20 protein-coding genes are annotated in these 23,725 nt (G+C 45.2%); 5 read left to right on the top strand and 15 right to left on the bottom strand.

All coding sequences use genetic code 11. From position 1 onward, the window contains the following. The 4 genes from H3S94_RS01825 to H3S94_RS01810 are packed head-to-tail and all read right to left on the bottom strand — an operon-like array spanning window position 1 to window position 2,358. Window positions 1-396: a multidrug efflux SMR transporter gene (locus H3S94_RS01825; RefSeq protein ID WP_198240107.1), complete on the bottom strand. Its 396-nt coding sequence runs from the start codon at window positions 394-396 to the stop codon at window positions 1-3. Then, a complete protein-coding gene (locus H3S94_RS01820; RefSeq protein WP_077990876.1) occupies window positions 396-764 on the bottom strand; it encodes an EamA family transporter in 369 nt (122 codons plus the stop codon). The genes H3S94_RS01825 and H3S94_RS01820 overlap by 1 nt, the downstream gene beginning before the upstream one ends. A 2-nt stretch (window positions 765-766) precedes the next feature. Beyond that, window positions 767-1,633, bottom strand: coding sequence for a carboxylesterase (locus H3S94_RS01815; protein WP_198240106.1), 867 nt, complete (start codon window positions 1,631-1,633; stop codon window positions 767-769). Then, on the bottom strand, window positions 1,630-2,358 hold the full coding sequence (locus tag H3S94_RS01810) for an MtnX-like HAD-IB family phosphatase (protein WP_198240105.1): 729 nt from the start codon (window positions 2,356-2,358) through the stop codon (window positions 1,630-1,632). The genes H3S94_RS01815 and H3S94_RS01810 overlap by 4 nt, the downstream gene beginning before the upstream one ends. Before the next feature lie 134 nt (window positions 2,359-2,492). Here H3S94_RS01810 and H3S94_RS01805 point away from each other — a divergent pair, with 134 nt between their 5' ends. Together H3S94_RS01805 and H3S94_RS01800 are read left to right on the top strand one after the other, a co-directional pair. Next, window positions 2,493-3,221, top strand: coding sequence for a response regulator (locus H3S94_RS01805; protein ID WP_077990894.1), 729 nt, complete (start codon window positions 2,493-2,495; stop codon window positions 3,219-3,221). Window positions 3,222-3,432: 211 nt separating this feature from the next. Next, on the top strand, window positions 3,433-4,782 hold the full coding sequence (locus tag H3S94_RS01800) for an ATP-binding protein (RefSeq protein ID WP_198240104.1): 1,350 nt from the start codon (window positions 3,433-3,435) through the stop codon (window positions 4,780-4,782). 25 nt (window positions 4,783-4,807) lie between these two features. Here the strand turns inward: H3S94_RS01800 and H3S94_RS01795 are convergent, their stop codons facing one another. The 4 genes from H3S94_RS01795 to H3S94_RS01780 form a co-directional block, all read right to left on the bottom strand. Continuing rightward, the gene (locus H3S94_RS01795) at window positions 4,808-5,683 is read right to left on the bottom strand and encodes an arginase family protein (protein ID WP_198240103.1); all 876 of its coding nucleotides are present in this window, start codon (window positions 5,681-5,683) and stop codon (window positions 4,808-4,810) included. Then, window positions 5,683-6,780, bottom strand: a complete 1,098-nt coding sequence (locus H3S94_RS01790; RefSeq protein ID WP_198240102.1) for a GNAT family N-acetyltransferase — start codon at window positions 6,778-6,780, stop codon at window positions 5,683-5,685. The genes H3S94_RS01795 and H3S94_RS01790 overlap by 1 nt, the downstream gene beginning before the upstream one ends. 219 nt (window positions 6,781-6,999) lie before the next feature. Then, the gene (locus H3S94_RS01785; protein WP_198240101.1) at window positions 7,000-8,412 is read right to left on the bottom strand and encodes an aminotransferase class III-fold pyridoxal phosphate-dependent enzyme; all 1,413 of its coding nucleotides are present in this window, start codon (window positions 8,410-8,412) and stop codon (window positions 7,000-7,002) included. Between the two features lie 326 nt (window positions 8,413-8,738). Beyond that, window positions 8,739-10,037, bottom strand: a complete 1,299-nt coding sequence (locus H3S94_RS01780; RefSeq protein WP_198240100.1) for an MFS transporter — start codon at window positions 10,035-10,037, stop codon at window positions 8,739-8,741. A 594-nt stretch (window positions 10,038-10,631) separates the two neighbouring features. Here H3S94_RS01780 and H3S94_RS01775 point away from each other — a divergent pair. Beyond that, window positions 10,632-11,333, top strand: a complete 702-nt coding sequence (locus tag H3S94_RS01775) for a glutamine amidotransferase (RefSeq protein ID WP_198240099.1) — start codon at window positions 10,632-10,634, stop codon at window positions 11,331-11,333. Between the two features lie 427 nt (window positions 11,334-11,760). On the opposite strand, the gene H3S94_RS01770 is transcribed toward H3S94_RS01775, so the two are convergent. The 7 genes from H3S94_RS01770 to H3S94_RS01740 form a co-directional block, all read right to left on the bottom strand. Then, a complete protein-coding gene (locus H3S94_RS01770; protein ID WP_198230647.1) occupies window positions 11,761-13,416 on the bottom strand; it encodes an electron transfer flavoprotein-ubiquinone oxidoreductase in 1,656 nt (551 codons plus the stop codon). A 1-nt stretch (window position 13,417) separates the two neighbouring features. Next, window positions 13,418-14,347, bottom strand: a complete 930-nt coding sequence (locus H3S94_RS01765; RefSeq protein ID WP_077990908.1) for an electron transfer flavoprotein subunit alpha/FixB family protein — start codon at window positions 14,345-14,347, stop codon at window positions 13,418-13,420. A 22-nt stretch (window positions 14,348-14,369) separates the two neighbouring features. Next, window positions 14,370-15,119, bottom strand: a complete 750-nt coding sequence (locus H3S94_RS01760) for an electron transfer flavoprotein subunit beta/FixA family protein (protein ID WP_198240098.1) — start codon at window positions 15,117-15,119, stop codon at window positions 14,370-14,372. 139 nt (window positions 15,120-15,258) lie between these two features. Then, the gene (locus tag H3S94_RS01755; RefSeq protein WP_198240097.1) at window positions 15,259-16,407 is read right to left on the bottom strand and encodes an acyl-CoA dehydrogenase family protein; all 1,149 of its coding nucleotides are present in this window, start codon (window positions 16,405-16,407) and stop codon (window positions 15,259-15,261) included. Between the two features lie 7 nt (window positions 16,408-16,414). After that, window positions 16,415-17,596 carry an acyl-CoA dehydrogenase family protein gene (locus tag H3S94_RS01750; protein ID WP_077990913.1) on the bottom strand — a complete coding sequence of 394 codons (1,182 nt, stop codon included), beginning with the start codon at window positions 17,594-17,596 and terminating at the stop codon, window positions 16,415-16,417. Between the two features lie 9 nt (window positions 17,597-17,605). Continuing rightward, window positions 17,606-18,784: an acetyl-CoA C-acyltransferase gene (locus H3S94_RS01745; protein WP_198240096.1), complete on the bottom strand. Its 1,179-nt coding sequence runs from the start codon at window positions 18,782-18,784 to the stop codon at window positions 17,606-17,608. A 130-nt stretch (window positions 18,785-18,914) separates the two neighbouring features. Continuing rightward, window positions 18,915-20,972, bottom strand: coding sequence for a 3-hydroxyacyl-CoA dehydrogenase NAD-binding domain-containing protein (locus tag H3S94_RS01740; protein ID WP_198240095.1), 2,058 nt, complete (start codon window positions 20,970-20,972; stop codon window positions 18,915-18,917). A gap of 635 nt (window positions 20,973-21,607) precedes the next feature. Here H3S94_RS01740 and H3S94_RS01735 point away from each other — a divergent pair. Together H3S94_RS01735 and H3S94_RS01730 are read left to right on the top strand one after the other, a co-directional pair. After that, window positions 21,608-22,777, top strand: a complete 1,170-nt coding sequence (locus tag H3S94_RS01735) for an ABC transporter substrate-binding protein (protein ID WP_198230650.1) — start codon at window positions 21,608-21,610, stop codon at window positions 22,775-22,777. Window positions 22,778-22,845: 68 nt separating this feature from the next. After that, the gene (locus H3S94_RS01730; protein ID WP_198240094.1) at window positions 22,846-23,721 is read left to right on the top strand and encodes a branched-chain amino acid ABC transporter permease; all 876 of its coding nucleotides are present in this window, start codon (window positions 22,846-22,848) and stop codon (window positions 23,719-23,721) included. The last annotated feature ends 4 nt before the right edge of the window (window positions 23,722-23,725 follow it).

The following is a 23,725-nucleotide window of genomic DNA, read 5'->3' as shown; positions in this document are numbered from 1 at the left end:
TTATGATTTCTCGTTTTCTTTTTTGATGACATCACGTTCGGCAAATGCAAGGCAGACAATACCCGCAACAATAAACAGCGCACCGGCAAAATGTGCCAATGAAATTGTTTCGCCGAATATCAGTACGGAAGCAATCATGACGGTGACCACTTCGAGATGCGACGCCGCAAATGCCGGACCGACAGGCGCGCGTCTTAAAAGAGTCATCCATGTGAAGAATGCCCCGACATAGCCGAGGATAGCAAAATAAACAAAAGGATGGGAAAAAATACGGTATAACCATCCGAAACTTGCTTCCAATGGCAGGGCGGCTGTTGCCGAAAGCTTGAAGCTGATCTGTCCGAGCGTGTCAAACATCATCAAAAAGAAAAAGCCCAGAATATAGAAGCGACGCATTAAAAAGCTCCCACAATAGCAACACCTATGGCAACAAAGCTGATGCCGAGAACCCGCATAGAGGTGAGTTTTTCATCAAAAAACAGCCGCCCCAATACCATGATAACAATGATATTGATTGATCCGAGCAATATACCTTCCGAAAGCGGAACCAATGTCAAAAATGCCATCCATAGCAAAAATTCGGCGACATAGGCTATAATACCAAGCCATAATAACGGTTGGCGGAAAAGCGCTAGCCAATATTGAAAAAGCGATTGCGGTTTGTTTTCCTCGTCCGGTTCTGTGGCAGCACCTTTGAAGGCAAGCTGGCCGACAGTGTCACAAACAATATTTCCAAACCACACCAGAAAAATCAGCCAACTCATTGTCAGGCAATCTCGCGAATAAACGGGTTTACAGCAGGGGGTACCAATTGATCTTTTGTGCATAAGGCACCAAAGAAGTCGGCACTTTCCTGAATGACTTTTTTACGGTCACGGTCAATTGTTATCATATGGTAGCTGTTCTCCAACGGTATCATCTTGACGGGGCCTGAAACCGAACGTGCAACCAGTCCCGAATTTGTTTCCATATTGGCAATGTCATCATGGTTTGAATGCATGATAAGGCAGGGAGCTTTTATATCATGCAATTGCGCCGCGGTTTGTTTTGCAAGTTCTTGCATCTCGGCAAGCGAACCGAGCGGATTTCCCGCAAGTCCACCTTTGGCACTGTCGCCTGAAAGCATACTTTCGGAAACGGTTTTGCGTATCCGCTCGTCTTTCAAACCATAAGGCGGCCGTTCGATAAACACACTTTTCTGGAAAATGCCGAGCGCTTTGAACCATTTCAACAAAAAGACAGACCGCTGGATATAACGCGGGATCGACCAGCCGTCATAAACAAACGTCGGACCATATACGCCGACACCTTTTACATTTTCGGGATGATCGGCGGTGTATTTGAGTGCCAGAACCGCACCCATAGAAAGCCCGCCGACAAACATTGTATCAACATGTTCCAAAAGCCGATCTGCCGCACGTATGACACTATCATACCAATCATGCCAGCTTGTTGCCAGCAAGTCATTTTCGTCACCGCAGTGGCCTGCAAGCTGCATCCCGTAGACAGTAAAACCGTGCTTATGCAAACCTTTGCCCAGAATTTGCATTTCGGCCGGTGTGCCTGTCAAACCATGAATGAGAAGAACGCCAGCCCGACCACCTTTATAGAAAAAGCTGACATCGGTAATCATGAAGCCACCCTTTCGCGGGCTTTTTCCGGCCGTTGCAGTTTGTGCCAGATTTGCATGATTTCGGCGAAGTTTTCGACCTTGATGTGGTCAATGCTGTTTGCTGCACAATAATCGGCAAGTTTTCCTTTGGCGAGTACAAGATCGGCTTTTCCGGCCGCGCAAAAATCCGACGTACCATCGCCGATATAAAGGGTAAATCCGTTACCCGCATTGGCAAAATGGCGGCATTTGCAATTGCCGGCAGGGCAAGCAACATTTTTGTAGGGAAATTGTAACTGCCAATTGTCATTACCGGCATAAAGAAGACGGTTTGCGAAAACCTTGACGTTTTCGAGACCATAACGTTTCAAAATAGTGCGGATGCTATAATCAAGCCCGTCGCTTAAAATGGCAATATCGACACCTTGTTCGTCAAGCAAGCGGACAAAATCCGGAAACGCAGGATCGATTTTCATTTCATCAAGACATTTTTTAAGCTCGGCAGGCGAGGCCTTGATAAGTGCAATCTGCCTCATCATGCATTCACGTGCACCGATTTTGCCCGAAAGCCAATCCTGTTCGATTGCTTCCCAGTTCGGAGATGCAAATCTTTCCAGAAGAACATCTGTCACGTCATTATCGGCAATCGTGCCATCGAAATCGACAAAGACACGGGAAAATATGGAACCCTGTGAGAATACGGGAGCGCTCAAAGCTTGAAAAGCATTCGGGAACGTTCTTGTCATATTCGTCTTAATCTCCAATAGAAGCCATAAACCGGAATTAGGTCAGCTTGATACATAGCGACCTTTTACCTATAAACAATAGAGACGAATATGCGTTCTTTGTTGCATTTCTGTAACCGAAAAGAAAAACCTGCATGAACAAAAAAATTCTTATAATAGAAGATGATACAAGGCTTGCCGAACTCGTTGCCAATTATTTGAAGCGACAAAACTATGATGTCGAGGTGCATCCTCGCGGCGATACAGCCGAAGAGGCCATCAAACAATTGCTGCCTGATCTCGTTATTCTTGATGTTATGCTGCCTGGAAAATCCGGTTTTGATGTTTGCCGTGATGTACGTCCTTTCTATAAAGGCCCGATATTGATTATGACGGCAAGCGAGGACGATATTGACGAAATTATCGGGTTGGAACTTGGTGCCGACGATTATATGTCAAAGCCGGTCGAACCACGCCGTTTGCTTGCCCATATAAGGGCACTTCTAAGGCGCAAAGAAAGCGAAACTGTCGACGAAAACCATCCTGAAAGCGAAGCATCACCTTCGTCGCGCACCAAACTTGTTTTCGGCAATCTTGTCATCGACAAGGAGAACCGCGCGGTGCTGATTGATAATAAACCGGTTGATTTAACTACAGCCGAATTTGATCTTTTATGGCTTCTTGCAAGCCATGCCGGACAGATATTATCACGCGACGATATATTGAATGCTTTGCGTGGTATCGAGTTTGACGGGTTGGACCGGTCGATTGATGCACGTATTTCAAGGCTTCGCCGCCGACTTGGTGATGACCTTGAAAACCCGCGTTTTATCAAAACAGTGCGCGCCAAAGGGTATCTTTTTTTGCAATGGGAAGGCGAATGAGAAAACAGGCTGAAGCCATAATCAAAACCGGGGAGCCAAGCCTTACAAGAAAGATAGCAGGAAGAAGCGAACAAAAAGGCATAAAATCTGCCAGTGATTTAGCCTAAAATCTGCCAGTGATTTAAAAAACGGATAATCGGGCTATATTCTTCGGGAAAGCTAAGCAGAAATGCGTGAAAATGCGAATGACGGCAATAATGGGTGAAATGCTATGACGAACGAAGAACACGATGGATTACAGAAAAGCCGTCGTCGAATAGTTATCATCCGCTCGATCAGTGTGCTTGTCATTTTGTTCTTTTTGCAAGGTGGCGTTGCCTATGGCACATTACAATTGTTCCTTGCTTTGCCTGCCAACTGGACCGGCATTATTGACGACGCGGATATAGAACGCGATGCCCATCAGGGCACTGTCTATATGATTGATCGTGCGATCGCGAGCGAGCCGTTGAAAAAGCCGTCGGATGTGCTGCAAGAATTGCAGCCGCATTTTCACTTTCGACTCACTTACATCGAAAAGCCCGACCATTTTTCCGACGAGGTTCAGGAACAATTCAAATCTTATGACCTCGCTTATGATGATGAAGATGACCATATCTATGCAAAACTGCAATCGGGTGGCTATTTGAAACTCGGTCCGCTGATTACAACAGATATTAACGATGCCAATGCCAGCGCAATTTTCGTTCTTCTGGCACTGCTTACAATTGTCAACGCAGTGCTGTTTTTTGCCATTTTATATTTTGCTTTTTCCACATTGTGGCGCGAGGCGCGAGCCATCAGATTGACAGCCAATGCGTTAGGCGAAGGAAACCTGACTGCACGGGTTCCAAAAATTCGCAGCGAACCGTTGAAAATGATCGGCCATGTTATCAATGATATGGCAACCCGTCTTGAACTTCTCGTCGGTCATAGCCGTACCATGATGCATGCGATGGCGCATGAATTCCGCACACCTCTTGCCCGATTGCGCTTCGGCTTGAGCATGTTGGAAGATTCCGATCCGGAAGAAAAAAAGAAGCTTTATGCAGGAATTGACAAGGATATAGACGAGCTTGAACAATTGATTAAAATATCGCTCGATTATTTCCGTATGAACAACAAAAACATGCCGACAAAGCTTGAAAATGTCCATATCAAGCGTTGGGCAGAAAATATCATTGATGATCTGTCATTGTTGAAGCCGAAGGGATTTGAAGTCAGTTATAATATTGCCAATGTGGATAGTTCCATTGATCCGAAATTGGCTGCAATGGCGTTTCGCAATATCATTCTGAACGCTTTCAAATATGCCCGTTCAAAGGTTTATATCCATGTTTATAAACAGGATGATGCGCTGATTTTCGAGTTCGATGATGATGGGCCGGGTGTGGCGGAAAGCGTCAGAGAAGAAATATTTTCGCCTTTTTTCCGGCTTGATAACGATAAATCCGGCTCACATGAGGGGTATGGTGTCGGCCTCTCGTTTGTGCGTGCTATTGCCGAACTCCACCATGGTTCGGCTTTTGTCCTTTCAAGCCGCTTGGGGGGCGCACGTTTTGTCATGCGCTTCGGGCTTTAGCGCGGGCGCCTGAAAAATACGCTTTTTAAAGATAAGCGGAAAGCGTTTCAATGAGCTTGCTATTCAACTCATGCTGTTCTTTTTGCCACTTTGTAACGAGTTCGTCGGAAACGGTTGTTTGCCCGTCAAGTTTACTTAACAGACTTTTCCAGAAACTGTGATAAGTGTAATTGGAAACTTCTCCGGTAATATCACAGGCTTCAAGTCGGGAACCGATATTGGTGATAAGGTCGGTCAAATGCCGCGGTTCCATCTCTCCCTGATCCCAATTGGTATGGATAAATTGCGGCGAAAGCGCATCCTTGTCGATTGACAGATAGACGGGAAGATTTTCCTTATAAATGCTGCTAATAAAGGCCGACATCATGTCATCGACATTGGCAAATGTCTGGAAAGCATTTTTCAAGCCCAGAATATTTGCCCAGCTCACATCCACTTTTGTCGACCAATAGGTCAATTTGCCGGACATAAGCGGCTTCAAGCGGTTTTCGACGGCATGTTTCACACCAATATCGCCGGAGGTAATGCCGACGACGTGAACATGGTCGACAAATGACAAGGAAGCAGCATGACTGATCCATGAACCGCAATGGATACCGAAAGGATAACGCATATTGTCGGGATGGTTATCAATCACAATGAGCGTTAAAGGTTCTTGTTTGATATGTTTGTGACAATGTTTTATCAACAATTGGCTGACATGGTGATAATCGCCACTTCCAAGAAAAACCGGTCCATAAGTTTCCGGCATCTGCTTTTCAAGTTCCATTTCGAGCTTACGAAAATTGGAAAAAGTCGTAGCGTAACGGATACGGTCTTGACACCCGCTTAAATCGATATTGATCGAATTGTCGAATGTTCCCACACTATTGTCAAAATCGAGGATAACCGGATTTTTCATCAGTTTTGGTCTCCTTGAAGTTCAAGATGGGCGTCACTCTCGAAATGATGCCGGAAGTGTTTCAATATCGCTCGCAACAAAGGATTGCGAATATAGACGGCATGGCGTGTATAAACGAATTTTGCGCCAAGATAGGCTTTGATTTCAGGATCGGTCCAACCGGCAACATAATATTTGAAGCCATTGAGGCGGGCATATTCAAGATTGAAAAACCAGCTTATGAAATAGAGATTATTGTCGGTTGCAAGCGGGTAATCGAAGCCGATATATTTATCGACAAGCATGTTTTTATAGGCAAAACAAATATTGTAACCGATGAGCTTGCCACTTTTTTTATAGACAACAACCCGCAGGCTTTCGTCGCCCGTATGTAACAAATCGTAGAAAAAATCTTCGCTCAAAAGATCGAAATGGATTTCGCTCTGTTGAAAGACCTGCAAATAAAGCTGGTAGAAGTGTTTTATCACCTCGTCACTTTGAAGATAAGGCGAGTTGGCGGTTAAAACATCAATTTCCAGATTTTCCATGGCACGGAGTTTCCGACGAAAATCCTTGCGACGATTTTTAGAAAAACGGGAAAGAAAATCATCCTGTGAAGAATAATCGACCGGTACATAGGCAAGCGCTTGACCGGAAACAGAAATAAAGCCCGCCTGTTCCAATTGTTGGAGAAAATCCGCAGTTTTTCTCGCGTCTTCATCGGATATAAGAGGCGAAGGGGAGGGCAAGTCTTTGACAATGACAAGCGGGAAATTTTTGCCTTCTTTTTCTTTCAAGAAAAGCGCCGCTTGAGTTGCATCAAAAGGCGTGGGCAAAGGCGAAAATTCCGAGACAGTTGTGCCGACAAATAGTGTTTTATACTTCAACAGCCGTGACCAGAATTTATAGAGCGGTATTTTTTTCAAACGCTTTTGATCTTCATTATCCATTGTTGTTGTGAGATCAAAAAGAGCTGAAAAAACCGGAAGTCCGGCCTCGGAAATATCTGCCTTGAAATCAACAGGCGGGTGGCGCAAAAAATCGCTTAAAAGATAATCCGGTTCAAGCTTGTTCGACCAGGCTTTAATGGCGTTGTCTATCTCTTTTCGATTTCCCATATTTCACCGGTTTGTCTGTCAAATTTCTTGAAAGAATCGGATTGAAATTCGCTTACGCGTCTAAAATTCCCAATGAGCCAATTATCAGCACGCCGGATAAAAAGCCTGAAATTTCAAAAAATGCGAAGAATAAACTTCAACACTTAATGTGAAGGGAAACGCGTCTCCCCTCACGCCCATTGTTTGCCGGATCGGCTTAAACGCCGATCCGGCAATGTTTTATTGTTCTTTCTTTGCACGTGTAATCAATTGGTCAAGCAGCGAAATTGCTTTGTCAATTTCTTCTGTTGTGATGAGCAATGACGGTGCAAGTGTGATGACGTTTTTATAATAGCCACCGACATCGAGAACGAGACCGGTTTTTTTGCCCTGCCAGTCAAGGTCGCCCGAAAGGCCGATGTCGACCATGCGATCAAGAAGGGCTTTATTCGGTGTGAAACCGTCTTCGGTGCAAATCTCGGCACGCAAGGCCAAGCCCAAACCGTCAACATCACCAATTTCCGGATGACGTTTCTGAAGATCTTGCAATCCTGCCAGAAAATGTTTGCCCTTTTCCATAACCATGGTTTCATAATCGGTTTCACCAAGCATATGGAAAACTTCAACACCGAGCGCAGTTCCAAGCGGGTTCGAGGCGAATGTTGAATGGGTTGACCCCGGAGGGAATATTTTCGGATTAATCAATTCTTCACGTGCCCAAAGGCCACCCAAAGGATTAAGACCATTGGTGAGCGATTTGGCGAAAACAAGAACATCAGGGGTTACGCCGAAATGTTCAATCGACCATAATTTGCCCGTGCGATAAAATCCCATCTGGATTTCGTCGACGACAAGAAGAATGCCATGCTCGTCCAGAACTTTCTTGATGCCTTTAAAGAAGTTTCTTGGCGGAATAACGTAACCGCCAGTCCCCTGAAGAGGCTCGATATAGAAGGCAGCGTATTCGGTTTCGTTTGCTTTCGGATCCCATACGCCATTATATTCTGTTTCAAACAGGCGGGCGAATTCGTTGACGCAATGTTCGCCATATTCTTCAACGGTCATTCCTTTAGGACGGCGGAACGGATAAGGGAAGGGCAGGAACATGGCGCGTTCGCCAAAATGCCCGTAACGACGGCGATAGCGATAGCTTGATGTGATAGAAGAAGCGCCCAATGTGCGGCCGTGATAGCCACCTTCAAAAGCAAACATCAGGCTCTTTCCGGCCTTGGCATTACGAACGACTTTCAGAGAATCTTCAATACATTGCGAGCCGCCGACATTGAAATGGATACGTCCGTCAAGGCCGAATTTCTTTTTCATATCTTCGGCGATGATTTTGGCCAATTCGATTTTTGTCGGATGCAAATATTGGCTGGCAACCTGTGGCAAGGTGTCGATCTGCTTTTTTAACACATTATCAAGGCGGGGATTTGCGTAGCCAAAGTTACAGGCGGAATACCACATTTGCAGATCAAGGTAAGGGACACCTTCGAGATCATACATATAGGAGCCTTCGCAGCCAGCAAATACTTTTGGCGGGTTTACATAGTGGACAGTGTCGCCGAAGGAGCAATATTTTGCTTCATCGGCAAGTAGCCGAGACTCGAAAGCCTTGGCATCAGCGTTTGTCATTTTTTCTGGTTTTGCCATATTTGCACTCCAAACTAAAAGATAGTCAGAATTTTAGAGCTAGAAAGCGTTAGGGCTGTTGTGTTTGTGTTTTGCTTTAGTAACAAAACTTGTCTTTCAATCCGGCCACGTGGAAAATTATGGTTACAAAGTCGGATGAATCGGCCGAAAATGTCATAAAGATAGGTAATGTTTGTCGTTTTCAGCAGATTGACGCAATCAACCGACTTTGAAATATCCGTGGTCATGAACCATAGCGAATAAAACAATTGGCAGATCCATTGAATCTGCCAATCGAATTTTCAAAAAAATCTCGTATAAGTTTGTAACCTTATATAAATTTGCCTCTAAGCTTCATCTCTCTCATTAGGGATTTTTGCATATACAATAAGAGCAACAGCGCAAATCAAAGTAATGATGACCTGTGCAATAGCAAAACCCATAGCAGACAGGATGGTTCCCGTTTCATTGAGCAAATATTGTGCAATCATCGGCGTCGAACCGGCAAATATCATTGAACAAACCTGATAGGTTACCGAAATTGCCGTATAACGAACCCGGGTAGGAAATGCTTTTACGAGAATACCCGCAAGAGCCGCATAATAGAGCGAGTGCGGGACGGTTGCCAAAGCCATACCGATCATTGCTAACGGCATGGATTTTGTCTCGATGAGTGAAAACATCAGTGGCAACATGAAAATTTCAGGAATAAGCATCCATGTAACGGTTTTTCGTAAATCGAATTTTGAGGCCAGAATGGCACCGAAAGGCTGCACCAGAAGTTGGACAAAGATAGCAACACTGACGATTGATAGAAATTCGGTTCTTGTAAAAAGCTTTTCATGAACCGCCCAGGCAAGCGCAAAAGTTGTTTTGAAATAGGTCGCTGTGACTGTTATGATCGTCGCACCAATTCCCAGCAAAACGATTGCCTTATATTTTTTTAATACGTCTGCAATCGGAAGGCGGGCAACCGCTTTTTCTTTCTGTATTTTTTCCATTTCGGGTGACTCATCCACACTCATGCGGATGATAAGACCTATGATAACCAGAATAGCGGAGAACATGAAAGGCAAGCGCCATCCCCAACTGAGAAACTGTTCATCAGGCAATGTCGAGAAAAATAGAAAAACCAATGTTGCAAGCAGATTTCCGGCAGGTGAGCCTTGTTGAGCAAAGGCAGCATAAAAAATAGATTTTCCTTTTGGCGCATGTTCGGCGGAAAGAACTACGGCGCCACCCCATTCGCCTCCCATTGCCAAACCCTGGATCAATCGCAAAACAACGAGCAGAATAGGCGCAACAATACCGACATTTTGATATACCGGTAAAAATCCTATCAAGGCTGTACAAGAACCCATTAACAGGAGCGTTGCTACCAATGTTTTTTTGCGGCCGATACGGTCACCCAAATGGCCGAAGACAATTCCGCCGACAGGTCTTGCAAAAAAGCCCACCCAAAACGTTGCGAATGCAGCCAGAGTTGCTGTTCCCGGATCTGTTGTCGGGAAAAACAGTTTCCCTAAAACCAATGCAGCGGCTGTGCTATATGCATAAAAATCATACCATTCGATTGTCGTTCCGATGAAAGAGGCAATACCAGCTTTACGTGCGCGACGCGTTCTTTCCTTTATATTTTCTTCCATAGTTTGTTTTGTCCAAGATAAAACATGAATATTGTTAAACGGGGACGTTCAAACTTGGGATGTATTTGAAGTTCCTCCCCCTGAAATCGAACCACCTTTTAATAAGCCTCCTGGCGGTCATTACGCAAAACGACAGAACACCTTTTGTCGCAAGCTTTGGTAAAGCTTTCGACTGAAAGTTAAAAATAGGCTGTCGTTGATCCTCCCAATAGATTCCATGAATGGAATACTCTTTAAATAAAGAAGGTTTTTATTTGAATATCAAGGAAAAAATGCGTCGGCTAAACAATATATCGCATAATCCAATCAGTTTTTTTTGAACGAAATAGTAAGTCACGGCATGGCTTCCGGAAAATGCATTGATAAATCGGGAAGCCTTAAAAAAATCGTTAAGCTAAAAAACATTCCGCGTTGTAATTTGAATGGTGAAATTTGAAACGGGATATTTTGCAAATGCGCATCTGGAATGTTCAGATGATGTCTCTTGATAAAACTGCTTGGCATGAATGGCTTTTCATGCTTTCAATAGCACTTTCTGGAGTTCAAGTTTTTTGCATTCATTCACTTTGCGCGTGAGATCTTGCGGAGAAGAAAATGAAAACAGCACTTGTGTTGCAACATCTCGAATTTGAAAATGCCGGTTTGATCGGGAATATTCTTGGCAAACGGGGATATGAGCTCAAAAAACTTGACGCGACGAGAGATGACATTTCTTCGTTTCGGTTAACTGAAGCCGATGTTGTCGTTATTCTGGGTGGTCCTATCGGCGTTTATGATGGCGCACGCTATCCCTTTATCAATCAGGAATTGACGCTCATAGAAAATTTCTTAAAAATCAAAAAACCGATGATCGGTGTATGTCTGGGAGCGCAATTGATTGCAAGCGTTCTCGGTGCAAAAGTACAACCGATGGGTAAAAAAGAAATCGGCTTTTCGAGCTTGCAATTAACCGATGAGGGGCAGAAAAGTGCGCTTGAGCTGATCGGTACGACACCGGTTCTTCATTGGCATGGTGACCAGTTCGAGATTCCGGATGGTGCGAAGCGTCTGGCAGAAACCGGCATTTGTCCCAATCAGGCTTTTTCTTATGAAAATGTTTTGGCATTACAATTTCATCTTGAAGCCGATCTCGATTATTTTGAACATTGGTTGGTAGGCCATGCCGCCGAGCTTTCGCAAGCCGGAATTGATCCGGTTAATCTTCGCAATGATGCAAAAAAATACCAAGGGGATTTGAGAATAAAAGCTGAAAAAATTTTCAATCTCTGGAGTGAGGAATTTTTGAAAAATATCTGATTGTTGCAACATTCCTTCCGCCAATAAGACAATTTCTTTAATGAAAATCTTGTTTTGTGAAGGTGAATTGAAAACGGCTGTACCGCTTCATGCATTGATAATTCTTTTTTTTTGAAGATTGTGCTTTGTAACATTTTACACGAAATTCACTCTGGCCTTTGCGTAAGGTAAGGCGCGCTCTTTATAAAATCGGTTGCAAAATTTTCGCCCCCCGACATCGCGTAGCTTCATTTGATTTTTGCCGTGATTTAAAATGAAAAAATAAGGAAATAACTGTTCCGGCTTTTTTATTAATCGTAAAACAGAGGTAAAGTTATTCTGCCGTTGTTATCAAGGCAGAATAACCGGATGAGGCACTGTCTCTGGTTTTACCAGCCCAAAGGCCAAATGTTTTCCTGAAATATTCAGACCTATTCGGAAAACAAAATCACATATTCGGGTAAACGGGTCCTTCGCCACCTTGTGGACATGTCCAGGTAATATTCTGATTTGGATCCTTGATGTCGCACGTTTTACAATGGACACAATTTTGCGCGTTAATGACATAGGTTTCCCTGCCATCCTTTTCGATCCATTCGTAAACGCCAGCGGGGCAATAACGTGTCGACGGTCCGGCATAAACGGTTAGCTCCGATTTTTCCTGAACATCGAGTGAGGTGACTTTCAAATGGCAAGGCTCGTTTTCCTCATGATTGGTATTTGAAAGAAAGACACTTGAGAGGCGGTCAAAACTGACAACACCATCAGGTTTCGGATATTCTATAGGTTTATGTTTTTCTGCCGGTTCAAGATATAGATAATCCGGTAGACCATGCGACATTGTACCAAATAATGAAAAGTGGAAGAGCGTTTGACACCACATGTCAAAGCCGCCCAGACGGACACCTTTTTTCGTGCCATATTTTGATAGCAACGGTTTGACATTACGTACCGGATAAAGATCTTTTCCGATTGCACTGTCACGCCAGCCATTTTCTATTTCTGTAATTTCATCATGACTGCGGCCGGATTTTAACGCATCGGCAATGGCATTGGCAGCATAAATGCCGGATAACACCGCATTATGCGATCCCTTAATGCGGGGAACATTCATAAAACCGGCCGAACATCCGATCAAAGCGCCACCCGGAAAAGTCAATTTCGGTACGGATTGCCAGCCGCCTTCGGTCAGAGAACGGGCACCATAGGCAATACGTTTGCCACCTTCAAATATCGGGCGAATAGCCGGATGTGTTTTGAAGCGCTGAAATTCTTCAAACGGAGAAAGGTAAGGATTTTTATAGTTGAGGTGGACAACAAATCCGACAGCAATCTGGTTGTTTTCCATGTGATAGAGGAAAGAGCCGCCACCTGTCGCATCATCAAGCGGCCAGCCCAATGTATGCTGGACAAGCCCCGCATGATGCTTTTCCGGATTGATCTCCCACAACTCTTTTATGCCTATGCCATATTTCTGGGGTGAGCGCCCTTTATCAAGCTCGAACTTGTTGATGAGCGTTTTTGCGAGTGAACCGCGTGCACCTTCCCCAATCAGCACATATTTGCCGAGAAGTTCCATGCCCCGCATATAATTGGGGCCTTGGCTACCATCTTTTTCAACGCCCATATCACCTGTTGCAATGCCTGTAACAGCCCCGTCTTCATTATAAAGAACTTCAGTGGCCGCAAAACCGGGATAGATCTCGACGCCGAGGGCTTCCGCTTTTGTCGCAAGCCACCGGCAAACATTTCCCAAAGAGACGATGTATTTTCCATGATTGGAGAGAAGTTTCGGCATAATCCGGTTGGAAATCTGCTTGGCTCTCGTCTCGTCCAACATGAAAATATGGTCTTCTTTTACCTCCGTTGTGAAAGGATGATTTTGTTCATTGCGCCAGTCAGGCAAAAGAGTGTCAATCCCGATCGGATCGACAACAGCACCGGATAGAATATGGGCGCCGACTTCAACACCTTTTTCAACGATAACAACCGAAAGATCGGGATTGATCTGTTTCAGTCTGATAGCTGCCGAAAGGCCGGCCGGACCGGCACCAACGATAACAACATCAAATTCCATGCTCTCGCGCGGAGGTAATTCATTCATTTCAAAGTGCCTTTTCAAGCTCCGGAATAACGTCGAAAAGATCACCAACCAATGCATAATCGGCAATATGCATCATGGGTGCATCTTCATCCTTGTTGATTGCGACGATGACGCGTGAATCTTTCATGCCTGCAAGGTGCTGGATAGCACCGGAAATGGCAACTGCGATATAAAGATCCGGTGCAACAACTTTTCCGGTCTGTCCGACTTGCCAATCATTGGGGGCGTAACCGGCGTCAACGGCTGCACGGCTTGCACCCACTGCAGCACCGAGCTTGTCGGCAAGCGGAAGCAGAATAGACATGAAATTTTCTTCCGAGCCGAGGCCACGTCCACCCGAAACAATGATTTTTGCCGAAGTGAGTTCGGGCCGGTCACTCTTTTTAACCTCTTCGCCGATATAACGCGACAAAGACGGGTCTGCTGCCGGTGTAATTTTTTCAATTGTTGCTGTACCGTTTCCGGCTTTTGCCTTGAATGAAGCGGTACGCACTGTAATAACCTTTTTGTCGTCCGTTGACTGGATCGTTTCAATAGCATTGCCCGCATAAATCGGACGTTTGAATGTGTCGGGCGAGACAACCTCGACAATGTCCGAAATCTGCATGACATCAAGCGATGCCGCAACCCGTGGCATGATATTTTTGCCATTGCTGGTCGATGCCGCCATGATGACATCATAATCTTTGCTTTGCGCAACAATTGTTGCAGCTACCGGTTCGGCCAATTGCTGTTCGAGATAGTCGGCTTCTGCCAGAAGTACTTTATGGACATTGTCGAGTTTTGCGGCCTGTTCGGCAACCGTCTGTGCATTTTTTCCACAAACGAGGATATCGACATCGCCACCGATTGCATGGGCTGCGGTTAAAGCTTTTGCTGTCTGTTCCGACAATTCCGCATTGTTATGTTCGGCCAATAAAAGAATGGTCATATTGAAATCCTTCCCTTGATGCTCAGAGGACGCCCGCGTCATTTTTCAATTTTTCGACAAGTTCGGCAACATTTTTAACCTTTACGCCTGCCTTGCGGGCCTGTGGTTCTTCCACTTTCAGGATTTTTAGTCGCGGCTGGCTGGAAATATTGAACTCGGAAAGTGTTTTTTGCTCGATCGGCTTTTTGCGTGCTTTCATAATATTGGGAAGCGAGGCATAGCGCGGTTCATTCAAGCGAAGATCAACGGTAAGAACAGCCGGAAGTTTAACTGCAATGGTCTGTAAACCACCATCGACTTCCCGCGTTACAATAGCCTCGCCATCCTTCAGCTCAAGCTTGGAGGCAAAAGTGGCCTGTCCCCAACCGAGAAGAGCCGCAAGCATTTGGCCTGTCTGGTTGGAATCGTCATCAATAGCCTGTTTGCCGAGGAAAACCATATCCGGTTTTTCGCTGTCAACCACCGCCTTCAGAACTTTTGCAACCGAAAGCGGCTCGATTTCATCATCTGTTGTAACCAGAATTGCCCGATCAGCACCAACGGCAAGAGCGGTCCGCAATGTTTCCTGTGCAGCCTGCGGCCCGACACTTACAGCAACGACTTCATTTGCGCGACCGGCTTCTTTTTCGCGAACAGCCTGTTCAAGCGCTATTTCGTCAAACGGATTCATCGACATTTTGACATTAGCAAGTTCGACGCCTGTTCCGTCACTTTTTACGCGCGGCTTGACGTTGTAATCTATCACACGTTTTACAGCTACCAATATTTTCATAGGCCTATCCCTTTGCTAGAACCGCTGATCGTTTCCATTGTGCATTCGATGTTATTCGGTTGGCAAGATAATGTATAGAAGCAACATTACCTTAATCCAACCATTTTTATTGACTTTCGGGTTTGAAACCTTCCGTCAATCAAGCAACGAGTTTGCCATAATGAATGACATTCTCGATATGCACATCGCTTGAACCAAAAAGCATTTCAATCATTGTTAAACGACGGAAATAATGCGCGCCGATATATTCCATTGTCATGCCGATACCGCCGTGAAGTTGTACCGACATTTGCCCTACAAAACGGGCAGATTTATTGATTTGCGCTTTGGCTGCAGAGAGAGTGGCAAGACGTTCCTGTCGATCCTGCGCATTCAGCATCATCATCGCATAATAGCTCATGGAGCGGGCTTGCTCGGATGCAATCATCATATCAACGGCTTTGTGTTGGAGTGCCTGAAAACCGGAAATAGCGACACCGAATTGCACACGCTGTTTCAAGTAATCGACAGTAAGATGCAGTAGTTGATCCATAATGCCGGCAGCTTCTGCCATCATCGCAACCATACCTTCTTGCAAGGCACGTTCGATAACGGGAAAAGCTTCGTTTTCCTTGCCAAGGCGGTTTTCTTCGTCAATCAAAACATTTTTGAATGTAATGTTGGACGCACGCCCGCCGTCGGCGCTCTTGTAATGAGCGGCCTCAACGCCTTTTGTGTCTGCTGGCACGATAAACAAACCAAGGCTCTCTTCAGGTGCTTTGTGTTCGCCGGTTCTGGCACTGACAATATAATAATCGGCACCTTCTGCATAAGGGACGACCACTTTCGTACCATTCAGCGCATATTGATTTCCACTTTTTTTAGCAGACAATTCGATGTTGAAAGGATCATTGAAAGTCTTTGCCTCATTATGGGCAAATGCAAAACGTTTCTGACCTTCAATCATAATAGAAAGCAGCTTGCTCTTCTGGCTGTCATTTGCAGCTTTCGACAATATGACGCCGGGAATGACAATATTGTTGAGATAGGGAGCGGCGACTAAACCCCTTCCCAAGGCCGACATAACAATGCCGGTTTCTTCGATACCATAGCCAAGCCCGCCATCAGCTTCCGAAAAAGGCATCATTGTGAGACCCATTTCCACCAGTTGTTGCCAATCGGCATCACTAAAACCGCGAGTATTTTTCCGGGCGTTGTCAATAGCTTCCAGTGTCGAGAATTTTTCGCGAACAAAACGGCCAATGCTGTTTTCCAACATGGATTGTTCTTCATTAAGTTGAAAGTCCATTTTAGCCTCACATTCCCAAAATTGCTTTTGCAATTACATTATGCTGAATTTCGTTTGAACCACCATAGATCGAAACCTTGCGTGTGTTCATATAAAGTCCGGGAACACCACGGGCCCAATCCACACCGTCAGGCAGAGCTGCTGCATCACTTCCCGCCAATGATAACGGGCCGGCAAGTTCAAGTAATAATTCGGTTGATGCTTGCTGAAGCTCGGAACCCTTGATTTTCAAAATAGATGATGCCGGATCAGGGGCTTTATCGCCTGCAACTTGTTTTGATAAAACGCGCATTTGCGTTATTTCCAATGCCTTCAATTCGATTTCAAGCCAGGATAGCCGTTCCCTGAAACCGGTATTTTCCCACATGGTTTTCTGATGATAAGGAACAGTTTTGGCAATTCGTTTGATCCGCGATACACGTTCTTTGGTAAGCCCCAACCGTGCAATTCCGGAACGTTCATTCGCCAAAAGGAATTTGGCATATGACCAGCCTTTATTTTCTTCGCCGACAAGATTTTCGGCCGGTACTTTTACGTCGGAAAAGAAAATTTCATTAACTTCATGTCGCCCGTCAATGGTAATAATGGGGCGGATAGTGATGCCTGGGGTTTTCATATCAATAAGGATGAATGATATACCGGCCTGCTTTTTTACATTGGGATCTGTTCTGACGAGACAGAATATCCAGTCCGCATATTGACCGAGTGTTGTCCATGTTTTTTGTCCATTGACAATGTAATAGTCGCCTTCACGAACAGCTCTTGTTGTCAATGATGCGAGATCGGAACCCGCGCCTGGTTCGGAAAATCCCTGACACCACCAGTCGTCAAGATTGGCGGCACGTTTCAGAAAACGTTCTTTTTGCTTTTGGTTTCCAAATGTCGCAATCACCGGACCAACCATAAAGCAGTTGAACTGGAGCGGAAGGGGAACCGCATTGTAGAGGACTTCTTCGGTAAAGATATAGCGCTGGATAGGCGTCCAGTCTTTTCCCCCCCATTCAATCGGCCAATGCGGTACAGCAAGCCCTGCAGCGTTGAGAATACGTTGCGAGGTCACCATTTCTTCTTTGCTCAAACTCTCGCCGGCACTTACCTTTTCCCGAATTTTTTCGGGAATTTCGGTCTGGAAAAAATGCCGCAACTTATCGCGGAATTTCAGCTCTTCATCAGTAAAACGCAAATCCATAATGACACCTCAATTAATTTCAAAAAGTCCGGCACATCCCATGCCGCCGGCTACACACATTGTAACAACCGCATAACGTACACCGCGTCGTTTGCCTTCTATCAAAGCGTGGCCGACCAATCGCGCACCGCTCATTCCAAAGGGATGCCCGATGGCGATCGCCCCCCCGTTGACATTGACAATTTCCGGATCAATTCCCAATGTGTCGCGGCAATAGACTGACTGCGATGCAAACGCTTCATTGAGTTCCCACAATCCTATGTCGGAGATCTTCAAATGATGGCGTTGCAGTAATCGGGGAACCGCAAAAACGGGACCGATGCCCATCTCTTCAGGTGAACAGCCGACCGACACAAAGCCGCGAAAAATACCGAGTGGTTCGAGATTTTGTTTGCTTGCCTGTGTTTTGGACATCAGCACACAAACCGAAGCACCGTCGGATAGCTGGCTTGCATTGCCTGCTGTCACAAAACGTTCGTCTTTAACCGGATTAAGTTTTGACAATGCTTCAAGTGTTGTGCCGGGGCGGTTGCCTTCATCTTTTGAAAGGGTAACGGTTTCTTGTGTAACCTCGCCAGTCTCTTTGTTGGTTTTCGAGCAAATCGTTGTAATGGGCACGATTTCATCATCGAAAAGGCCTTCTTTTTGTGCTTTGGCGACCCGTCTTTGACTTTCTACAGCAAATTCATCCTGCGCATGTCTCGATATATTGTAGCGTTCTGCAACAAGATCGGCAGTGTCGATCATTGACATATAAATTTCCGGAATATGTTCTTTAAGCCAGAGATTGACGACAAGGTCACGCCGTACATTCGGCTGGACAAGGGAAATGGATTCTACCCCGCCAGCAACCATAGTCGGTACCTTGTCACACATGATGCGATGGGCAGCATCGGCAATTGCCTGTAAACCGGACGCGCAAAAGCGTGAAACAGTAACACCCGAAGATTTTACCGGTAATCCCGCAATAAGCGATGCATGGCGGGCGACATTGCCTCCCGTTGCTGCTTCCGGAAAGCCGCAACCAAGAACGACATCTTCAACATCGGCCGGATCAATACCTATTTTATTTATGGCCGCTTTGATACAATGGGCAGCGAGATCCGCACCATGTGTCAGGTTGAGACTTCCGCGAAATGCTTTGCCAATCGGCGTTCTGGCAGTCGAAACAATAACAGCTTCATCCATTTTCTCACTCCCGAATTAAACGATTTACACGGTGTTATGCCGGTCTTCCTCTCTTATGACCGGCAATTGTAAAATCGTATGGACTGGTCTTTGACCGATTGGTTTTAATCCCGTTCAGTCTTTCCTCTGTTCAGTCTTCAAAATGCTTGTTCGATTTGACCAATTGTTCAAGCAATGGCGCAGGCTTAAGACTTTCGTCACCGAACTCTTCGGCATAATGCTCAAGCCTTCCGGCAATGAGCTTCAGTCCTTTATGGTCGGCATAATAGATGGGGCCGCCGCGCCAGACCGGCCAGCCATAACCGTTGCACCAGATGACATCAATGTCACCGGGACGTGCAACAATACCTTCTTCAATAATGCGAGCGCCTTCATTAATCATGGGATAAATCAGGCGTTCGATAATTTCATCATCCGATATGGGGCGACGTTTTATGCCAAGCTTTTTCGATACATCTTCAATAAGCTTTTCAATTTCAGGATCGCGTTCGCCTGTCCTTGAGCCATTTTTATAAATATAATAGCCACGTCCGGTTTTTTGACCGAAATACCCCAATTCGCAGATAGCATCAGCGATCGGAAAGACTTGTCCGATTGCTTTGCGGTTACGCCAGCCAATATCAAGTCCGGCGAGGTCGGAAACTGCATAAGGCCCCATTTTGAATCCGAAATCGGTCATTGCCTTATCAATCTGCCATGGCAGAGCACCATCTTGTAACAATTTTTCGGAAGCTTCCGTTCTTCTTGCCAGCATCCGATTGCCGACAAAGCCATGACAAACGCCAACAACAACCGGAATTTTACCTATTTTTCTGGCAAAATTTACCGAACCGGCCAAAACCGGTAACGAAGTTTTTTTGGCTCTAACGACTTCAACAAGGCGCATAATATTGGCGGGTGAGAAAAAATGAAGTCCGAGTACATTTTCGGCGCGGGCTGTAACGCCTGCAATCTCGTTCACATCAAGGTAGGATGTGTTGGTTGCAAGAACAGCGGAAGGCTTTGCAATTTTATCAAGTGCGGTGAATATGTCTTTTTTCACCTTCATATCTTCAAAGGCGGCTTCGATAACCAGATCGGCGTGAGCTGCATGGTCAAGGCCGATTTTACCTTTAATAGATTCAACGCATTTTTGTCCGGCTTCTTTGGTCATCCGGCCACGTTCAACGAGGCTCTGATATGTATCGGCAATTTTTTTCAATCCACGCTCTAATGCTTCGGGATTTGTTTCAATAAGCGTAACAGGAAAACCCTTGCTCGCCGCGGCCATGGCAATGCCCGAACCCATTGTTCCGGCGCCTATGACTGCCAGCGAGTTTATCGTAACAGGGGTTGTATTGCCGGTGTCGATTTTTGCGGCAGCGCGTTCGGCAAAAAAAGCATATCGCATAGCTTTTGAACGTTCATCATTTTGCAAACAGGAAAAATGCTTTCGTGTACGCTTGAGATTATCTGCAAAATTTTCGTGAAACCCTGCCTGCATCGTGTCGATAAGAGCTTCAATTCCGGGATTTTCCGACTTGTGCTTGAGTTCTTTTTGAACCAGTGCATCAAAGGCCGGTTTATTATCGCGGCTAACAAAAGCTGCATCGTCCACACGGTTTTCATAGTGTTCGGCTACAAGCGTATTTGCCAGTTTTATTGCTTCTCCAACAAGATCGCCATCGGCAATAACCGAGATGATTCCATTCGACAGGGCGGCCTTTGCAGAAAGCGGTTTTCCGCTTTTTGCCAATTCAAAGGTTTTGTCAGCCCCTATGATGGGAGGCAAAAGTTGTAACGCTCCCGCACCGGGAATGAGTCCTAAATTGATTTCAGGCAGGCCGATTTGAGCTTTTGGCCCTGCTATACGTTTCGAGCAGCTAAGAGCAATTTCTGCACCGCCGCCAAAGGCTACACCGTTGATTGCAGCAACCACCGGTTTTTTGAAATGACGAATTTTTTCGATAAGATCGACAAGAACCGGAGACTTTGCCGGTTTGCCGAACTCGGTAATATCAGCACCTGCAACGAAGACATTCAGTTTTGAAGCAATGACTGCCGAACCAATGGCTTTATCGGCAGCGATTTTGTCCAAAGCTATGTCGATTTGCGACCGAAGCGCTTGGGACAAAGCATTCACCGGCGCATTATTAAGCCATATAATTCCTGTACCATCTCGTACTTCAAATGAAACAATGTCCGTCATTATTTACCTCCCAGCAATGAAAACGCCCCACAGCCAATGTCGAAAGCTGACCATTTCAACTAATTGATAGATGCAGAATGATTTTCGACACGTTCAGGAATACGGTTTGTAGAACCTACTCCCCCCTATGGAAACTCCAACCATTATTCTGCATAATGGAAAATAAAATGCAATGTCAAAGATCGAGTTTTGTTCACAATTATGTTTGCTGTGGTTTTTCAATCTACGAATTATCGGAATAAAGGAGATTTTTTTAGCAAAATAACATTTTCACTCGCGCCGTTTTGAAAAAGGTATGTCGCGTCAAAGTTGATTTTTACAAAAATATTCCGGTGGTTTGAACGTTGAGCCTGTAAAAAAAATTGCCCGTTTGCTTTGATAAAAGGGGGTGCAGGCAAAGATTGAAAATAGCTATTTTTCGTCTCTTATTCCGCCATGCAGAAAAATATTGACGGGTTCAGGTGAATTGGTTATCGTTGCCGGACAAGGGGTTGTCCGGGAGGAACTTTGCAACCTTTTTCACAAAACAAATACATAGAAGAATAGTGTAATCATACTATACTAAAATATAGTATAACCACTAATTTTAAATATAAAATAATATTATTCAAACAGATATAACGGGAGGATGCTATATGGTTTGGAATAAAATTATATCCTTATTTATTGCAGCAATAGGTATATTTATTTTTTCGGGTGTTTCATTTGCCGAAGAATATGTTGTTGGTGCTCACCTGCCATTAACGGGGGCTTTTGCACGGGCCGGACAAGCTTATCGCGAAGGTATGTTGGTTGCCGAACATCTTCATAACCTCAATAGCGAAACGAAGGTGAAATTCGATATTGTGGATGATGAAAGTACTGCAACCAAAGCGGTGACTGCTGTCGAAAAATTTGCAAGTAGCGGCGATGCGGCGATTATCGGCGGTTATGCTTCAAGCATTATCGGGCCTGCCTCCGAAGTGTCCAATCGTTATGGCGTTACTTATATGACGGCGGGTGCTGTATCGGAAGAACTGACAAGACGGGGCTTGAAAACCTTTTTCCGCGTTAATAACAATGGCGGTTACGCGGTTGCAGTCAATGGAATGCTTGACGAACTAAAACCGACAAAAGTTGCAATTTTTGTCAACACGCGTAGCGATGCTCCCAGTCTGCTTGCCAAAACGGTAGGAGCCCATCTCAAACAGCAAAACATCGAATTTGTCGAATATCCGTTTGACGCTTCAACCACCAATTTCCAACCGTTGGTCAACCGGATGCGTTTGCGCGACAAACCGGATGTTATCCTGATGATTGTCTATGAAAATGATTACATCGGAATTTTGCGTGCGGCTAAACTTATCAAGCCCGATGTCAAGGCTATGGTTGGAACATGGAGTGTCGCGACAGTCAAAATGCAGGAAGATTTTCCCGATCTTATGGAAAAAGTGATCGGTGCTGCTTTGATCTCCTTTCCGGCGGCTTTCAATGACGAGGAAGGCAAAACCTTTCAAGCAGCCTATAAAGAACTTTACGGCAAGGATGTCGATTATCAGGCAGTTTATGGTTATGTTCAGGCGAAACTTCTTTTCGATGCAATTGATCGCCTGGCCAAAAAGGGTTCATTCGACCGGACAAAACTTTCCGACGAATTACGTGCCGAAGAAGTTGACAGCCTGATTGGTAAAATCAAGTTTGATGATACCGGTGAGAACATCCATTTTTCGCTGCGTATGGCCCAGCATCAAGGCAAAGAACTGCCAATTGTTGCACCATTAGACCAAGCTACAAAACCGCTTCTGTTACCGGCACGTCCCTGGTGAAGGGTGCTAAACCGCGTTGTTTCGTATGCAATACGGAATGATTTCTTTTCTCAAAAATCAAGAGTTCTATGATGGATTTATTGCTACCGGCAATTTTTACAGCACTTACAATAGGGGCGGTTTATGCATTGATTGCTTTAGGCCTTGCTCTTGTTTTCGGTGCGATGAAGATTATCAATCTTGCTCATGGTGAACTGGTACTATTGGCAGCCTATATCGGCTACATGTTTGAAAGCCAGTGGGGGTATAACCCTTATCTTGCAATTCCGGTAGCGTTTTTGGTGGTCGGGCTCATTGCATGTCTCATTTTTATCTTGCTCAACCGGATAACCAGACAACGCGAACTGAATTCGCTGATATTCACCTATTCGTTCGGTATTATTATTACCAATGCAATTCTTATCATAGCGCGAAACGAGCCACGCATGAGTGCCGATATGCAGGAAACGGTCGAACCGCTTCTCGCAATTGATATTTTTGCCACTTACAGTCAGCTTATTGCGCTTGTTCTGGCAATTCTTCTCATGTTGGCTTTGTGGCTTTGGCTCAAAAACAGTTGGTACGGGCGGGCGGTGCGCGCTGTCACTTCAAATCGTAATGCAGCCAAGCTGATGGGTATCAACCCCGTTCGCACCGAACTTATTTCATTTGTTATCGGTGCTTTGCTTGCGACTGTCGCCGGAATAGCACTTTATACTTTTCAGCCGATCACTCCCGGCCTTGGACATATGCTGACGATCAAAGCCTTTATTATCACGGTGCTTGCCGGTATCGGTTCGATTCCGGGTGTGTTGATAGGTGCGATTTTGCTGGCTCTGGCCCAGACTATGACCGAAAGTTATTTCAATGCGTCATTTGCCAATATGGTTTCGATGCTGCTTTTCCTCGCTGTACTGATTTTCCTTCCGAATGGTCTTTTCGGCAAAACACAGCGGAGAGGTTAGAAAA

The organism is Bartonella sp. B10834G3 (assembly GCF_016102505.1).
Classification (GTDB): domain Bacteria; phylum Pseudomonadota; class Alphaproteobacteria; order Rhizobiales; family Rhizobiaceae; genus Bartonella; species Bartonella choladocola.
Note: the sequence above shows the minus strand (reverse complement) of the source record. Positions and strands in the feature narration are given on the sequence as shown.

Bases quoted from the DNA above. Each gene is read 5' to 3' on its own strand.
- H3S94_RS01825 (WP_198240107.1), bottom strand. From the start codon at position 396: ATGCGTCGCTTCTATATTCTGGGCTTTTTCTTTTTGATGATGTTTGAC.
- H3S94_RS01820 (WP_077990876.1), bottom strand. From the start codon at position 764: ATGAGTTGGCTGATTTTTCTGGTGTGGTTTGGAAATATTGTTTGTGAC.
- H3S94_RS01815 (WP_198240106.1), bottom strand. From the start codon at position 1,633: ATGATTACCGATGTCAGCTTTTTCTATAAAGGTGGTCGGGCTGGCGTT.
- H3S94_RS01810 (WP_198240105.1), bottom strand. From the start codon at position 2,358: ATGACAAGAACGTTCCCGAATGCTTTTCAAGCTTTGAGCGCTCCCGTA.
- H3S94_RS01805 (WP_077990894.1), top strand. From the start codon at position 2,493: ATGAACAAAAAAATTCTTATAATAGAAGATGATACAAGGCTTGCCGAA.
- H3S94_RS01800 (WP_198240104.1), top strand. From the start codon at position 3,433: ATGACGAACGAAGAACACGATGGATTACAGAAAAGCCGTCGTCGAATA.
- H3S94_RS01795 (WP_198240103.1), bottom strand. From the start codon at position 5,683: ATGAAAAATCCGGTTATCCTCGATTTTGACAATAGTGTGGGAACATTC.
- H3S94_RS01790 (WP_198240102.1), bottom strand. From the start codon at position 6,780: ATGGGAAATCGAAAAGAGATAGACAACGCCATTAAAGCCTGGTCGAAC.
- H3S94_RS01785 (WP_198240101.1), bottom strand. From the start codon at position 8,412: ATGGCAAAACCAGAAAAAATGACAAACGCTGATGCCAAGGCTTTCGAG.
- H3S94_RS01780 (WP_198240100.1), bottom strand. From the start codon at position 10,037: ATGGAAGAAAATATAAAGGAAAGAACGCGTCGCGCACGTAAAGCTGGT.
- H3S94_RS01775 (WP_198240099.1), top strand. From the start codon at position 10,632: ATGAAAACAGCACTTGTGTTGCAACATCTCGAATTTGAAAATGCCGGT.
- H3S94_RS01770 (WP_198230647.1), bottom strand. From the start codon at position 13,416: ATGAATGAATTACCTCCGCGCGAGAGCATGGAATTTGATGTTGTTATC.
- H3S94_RS01765 (WP_077990908.1), bottom strand. From the start codon at position 14,347: ATGACCATTCTTTTATTGGCCGAACATAACAATGCGGAATTGTCGGAA.
- H3S94_RS01760 (WP_198240098.1), bottom strand. From the start codon at position 15,119: ATGAAAATATTGGTAGCTGTAAAACGTGTGATAGATTACAACGTCAAG.
- H3S94_RS01755 (WP_198240097.1), bottom strand. From the start codon at position 16,407: ATGGACTTTCAACTTAATGAAGAACAATCCATGTTGGAAAACAGCATT.
- H3S94_RS01750 (WP_077990913.1), bottom strand. From the start codon at position 17,596: ATGGATTTGCGTTTTACTGATGAAGAGCTGAAATTCCGCGATAAGTTG.
- H3S94_RS01745 (WP_198240096.1), bottom strand. From the start codon at position 18,784: ATGGATGAAGCTGTTATTGTTTCGACTGCCAGAACGCCGATTGGCAAA.
- H3S94_RS01740 (WP_198240095.1), bottom strand. From the start codon at position 20,972: ATGACGGACATTGTTTCATTTGAAGTACGAGATGGTACAGGAATTATA.
- H3S94_RS01735 (WP_198230650.1), top strand. From the start codon at position 21,608: ATGGTTTGGAATAAAATTATATCCTTATTTATTGCAGCAATAGGTATA.
- H3S94_RS01730 (WP_198240094.1), top strand. From the start codon at position 22,846: ATGATGGATTTATTGCTACCGGCAATTTTTACAGCACTTACAATAGGG.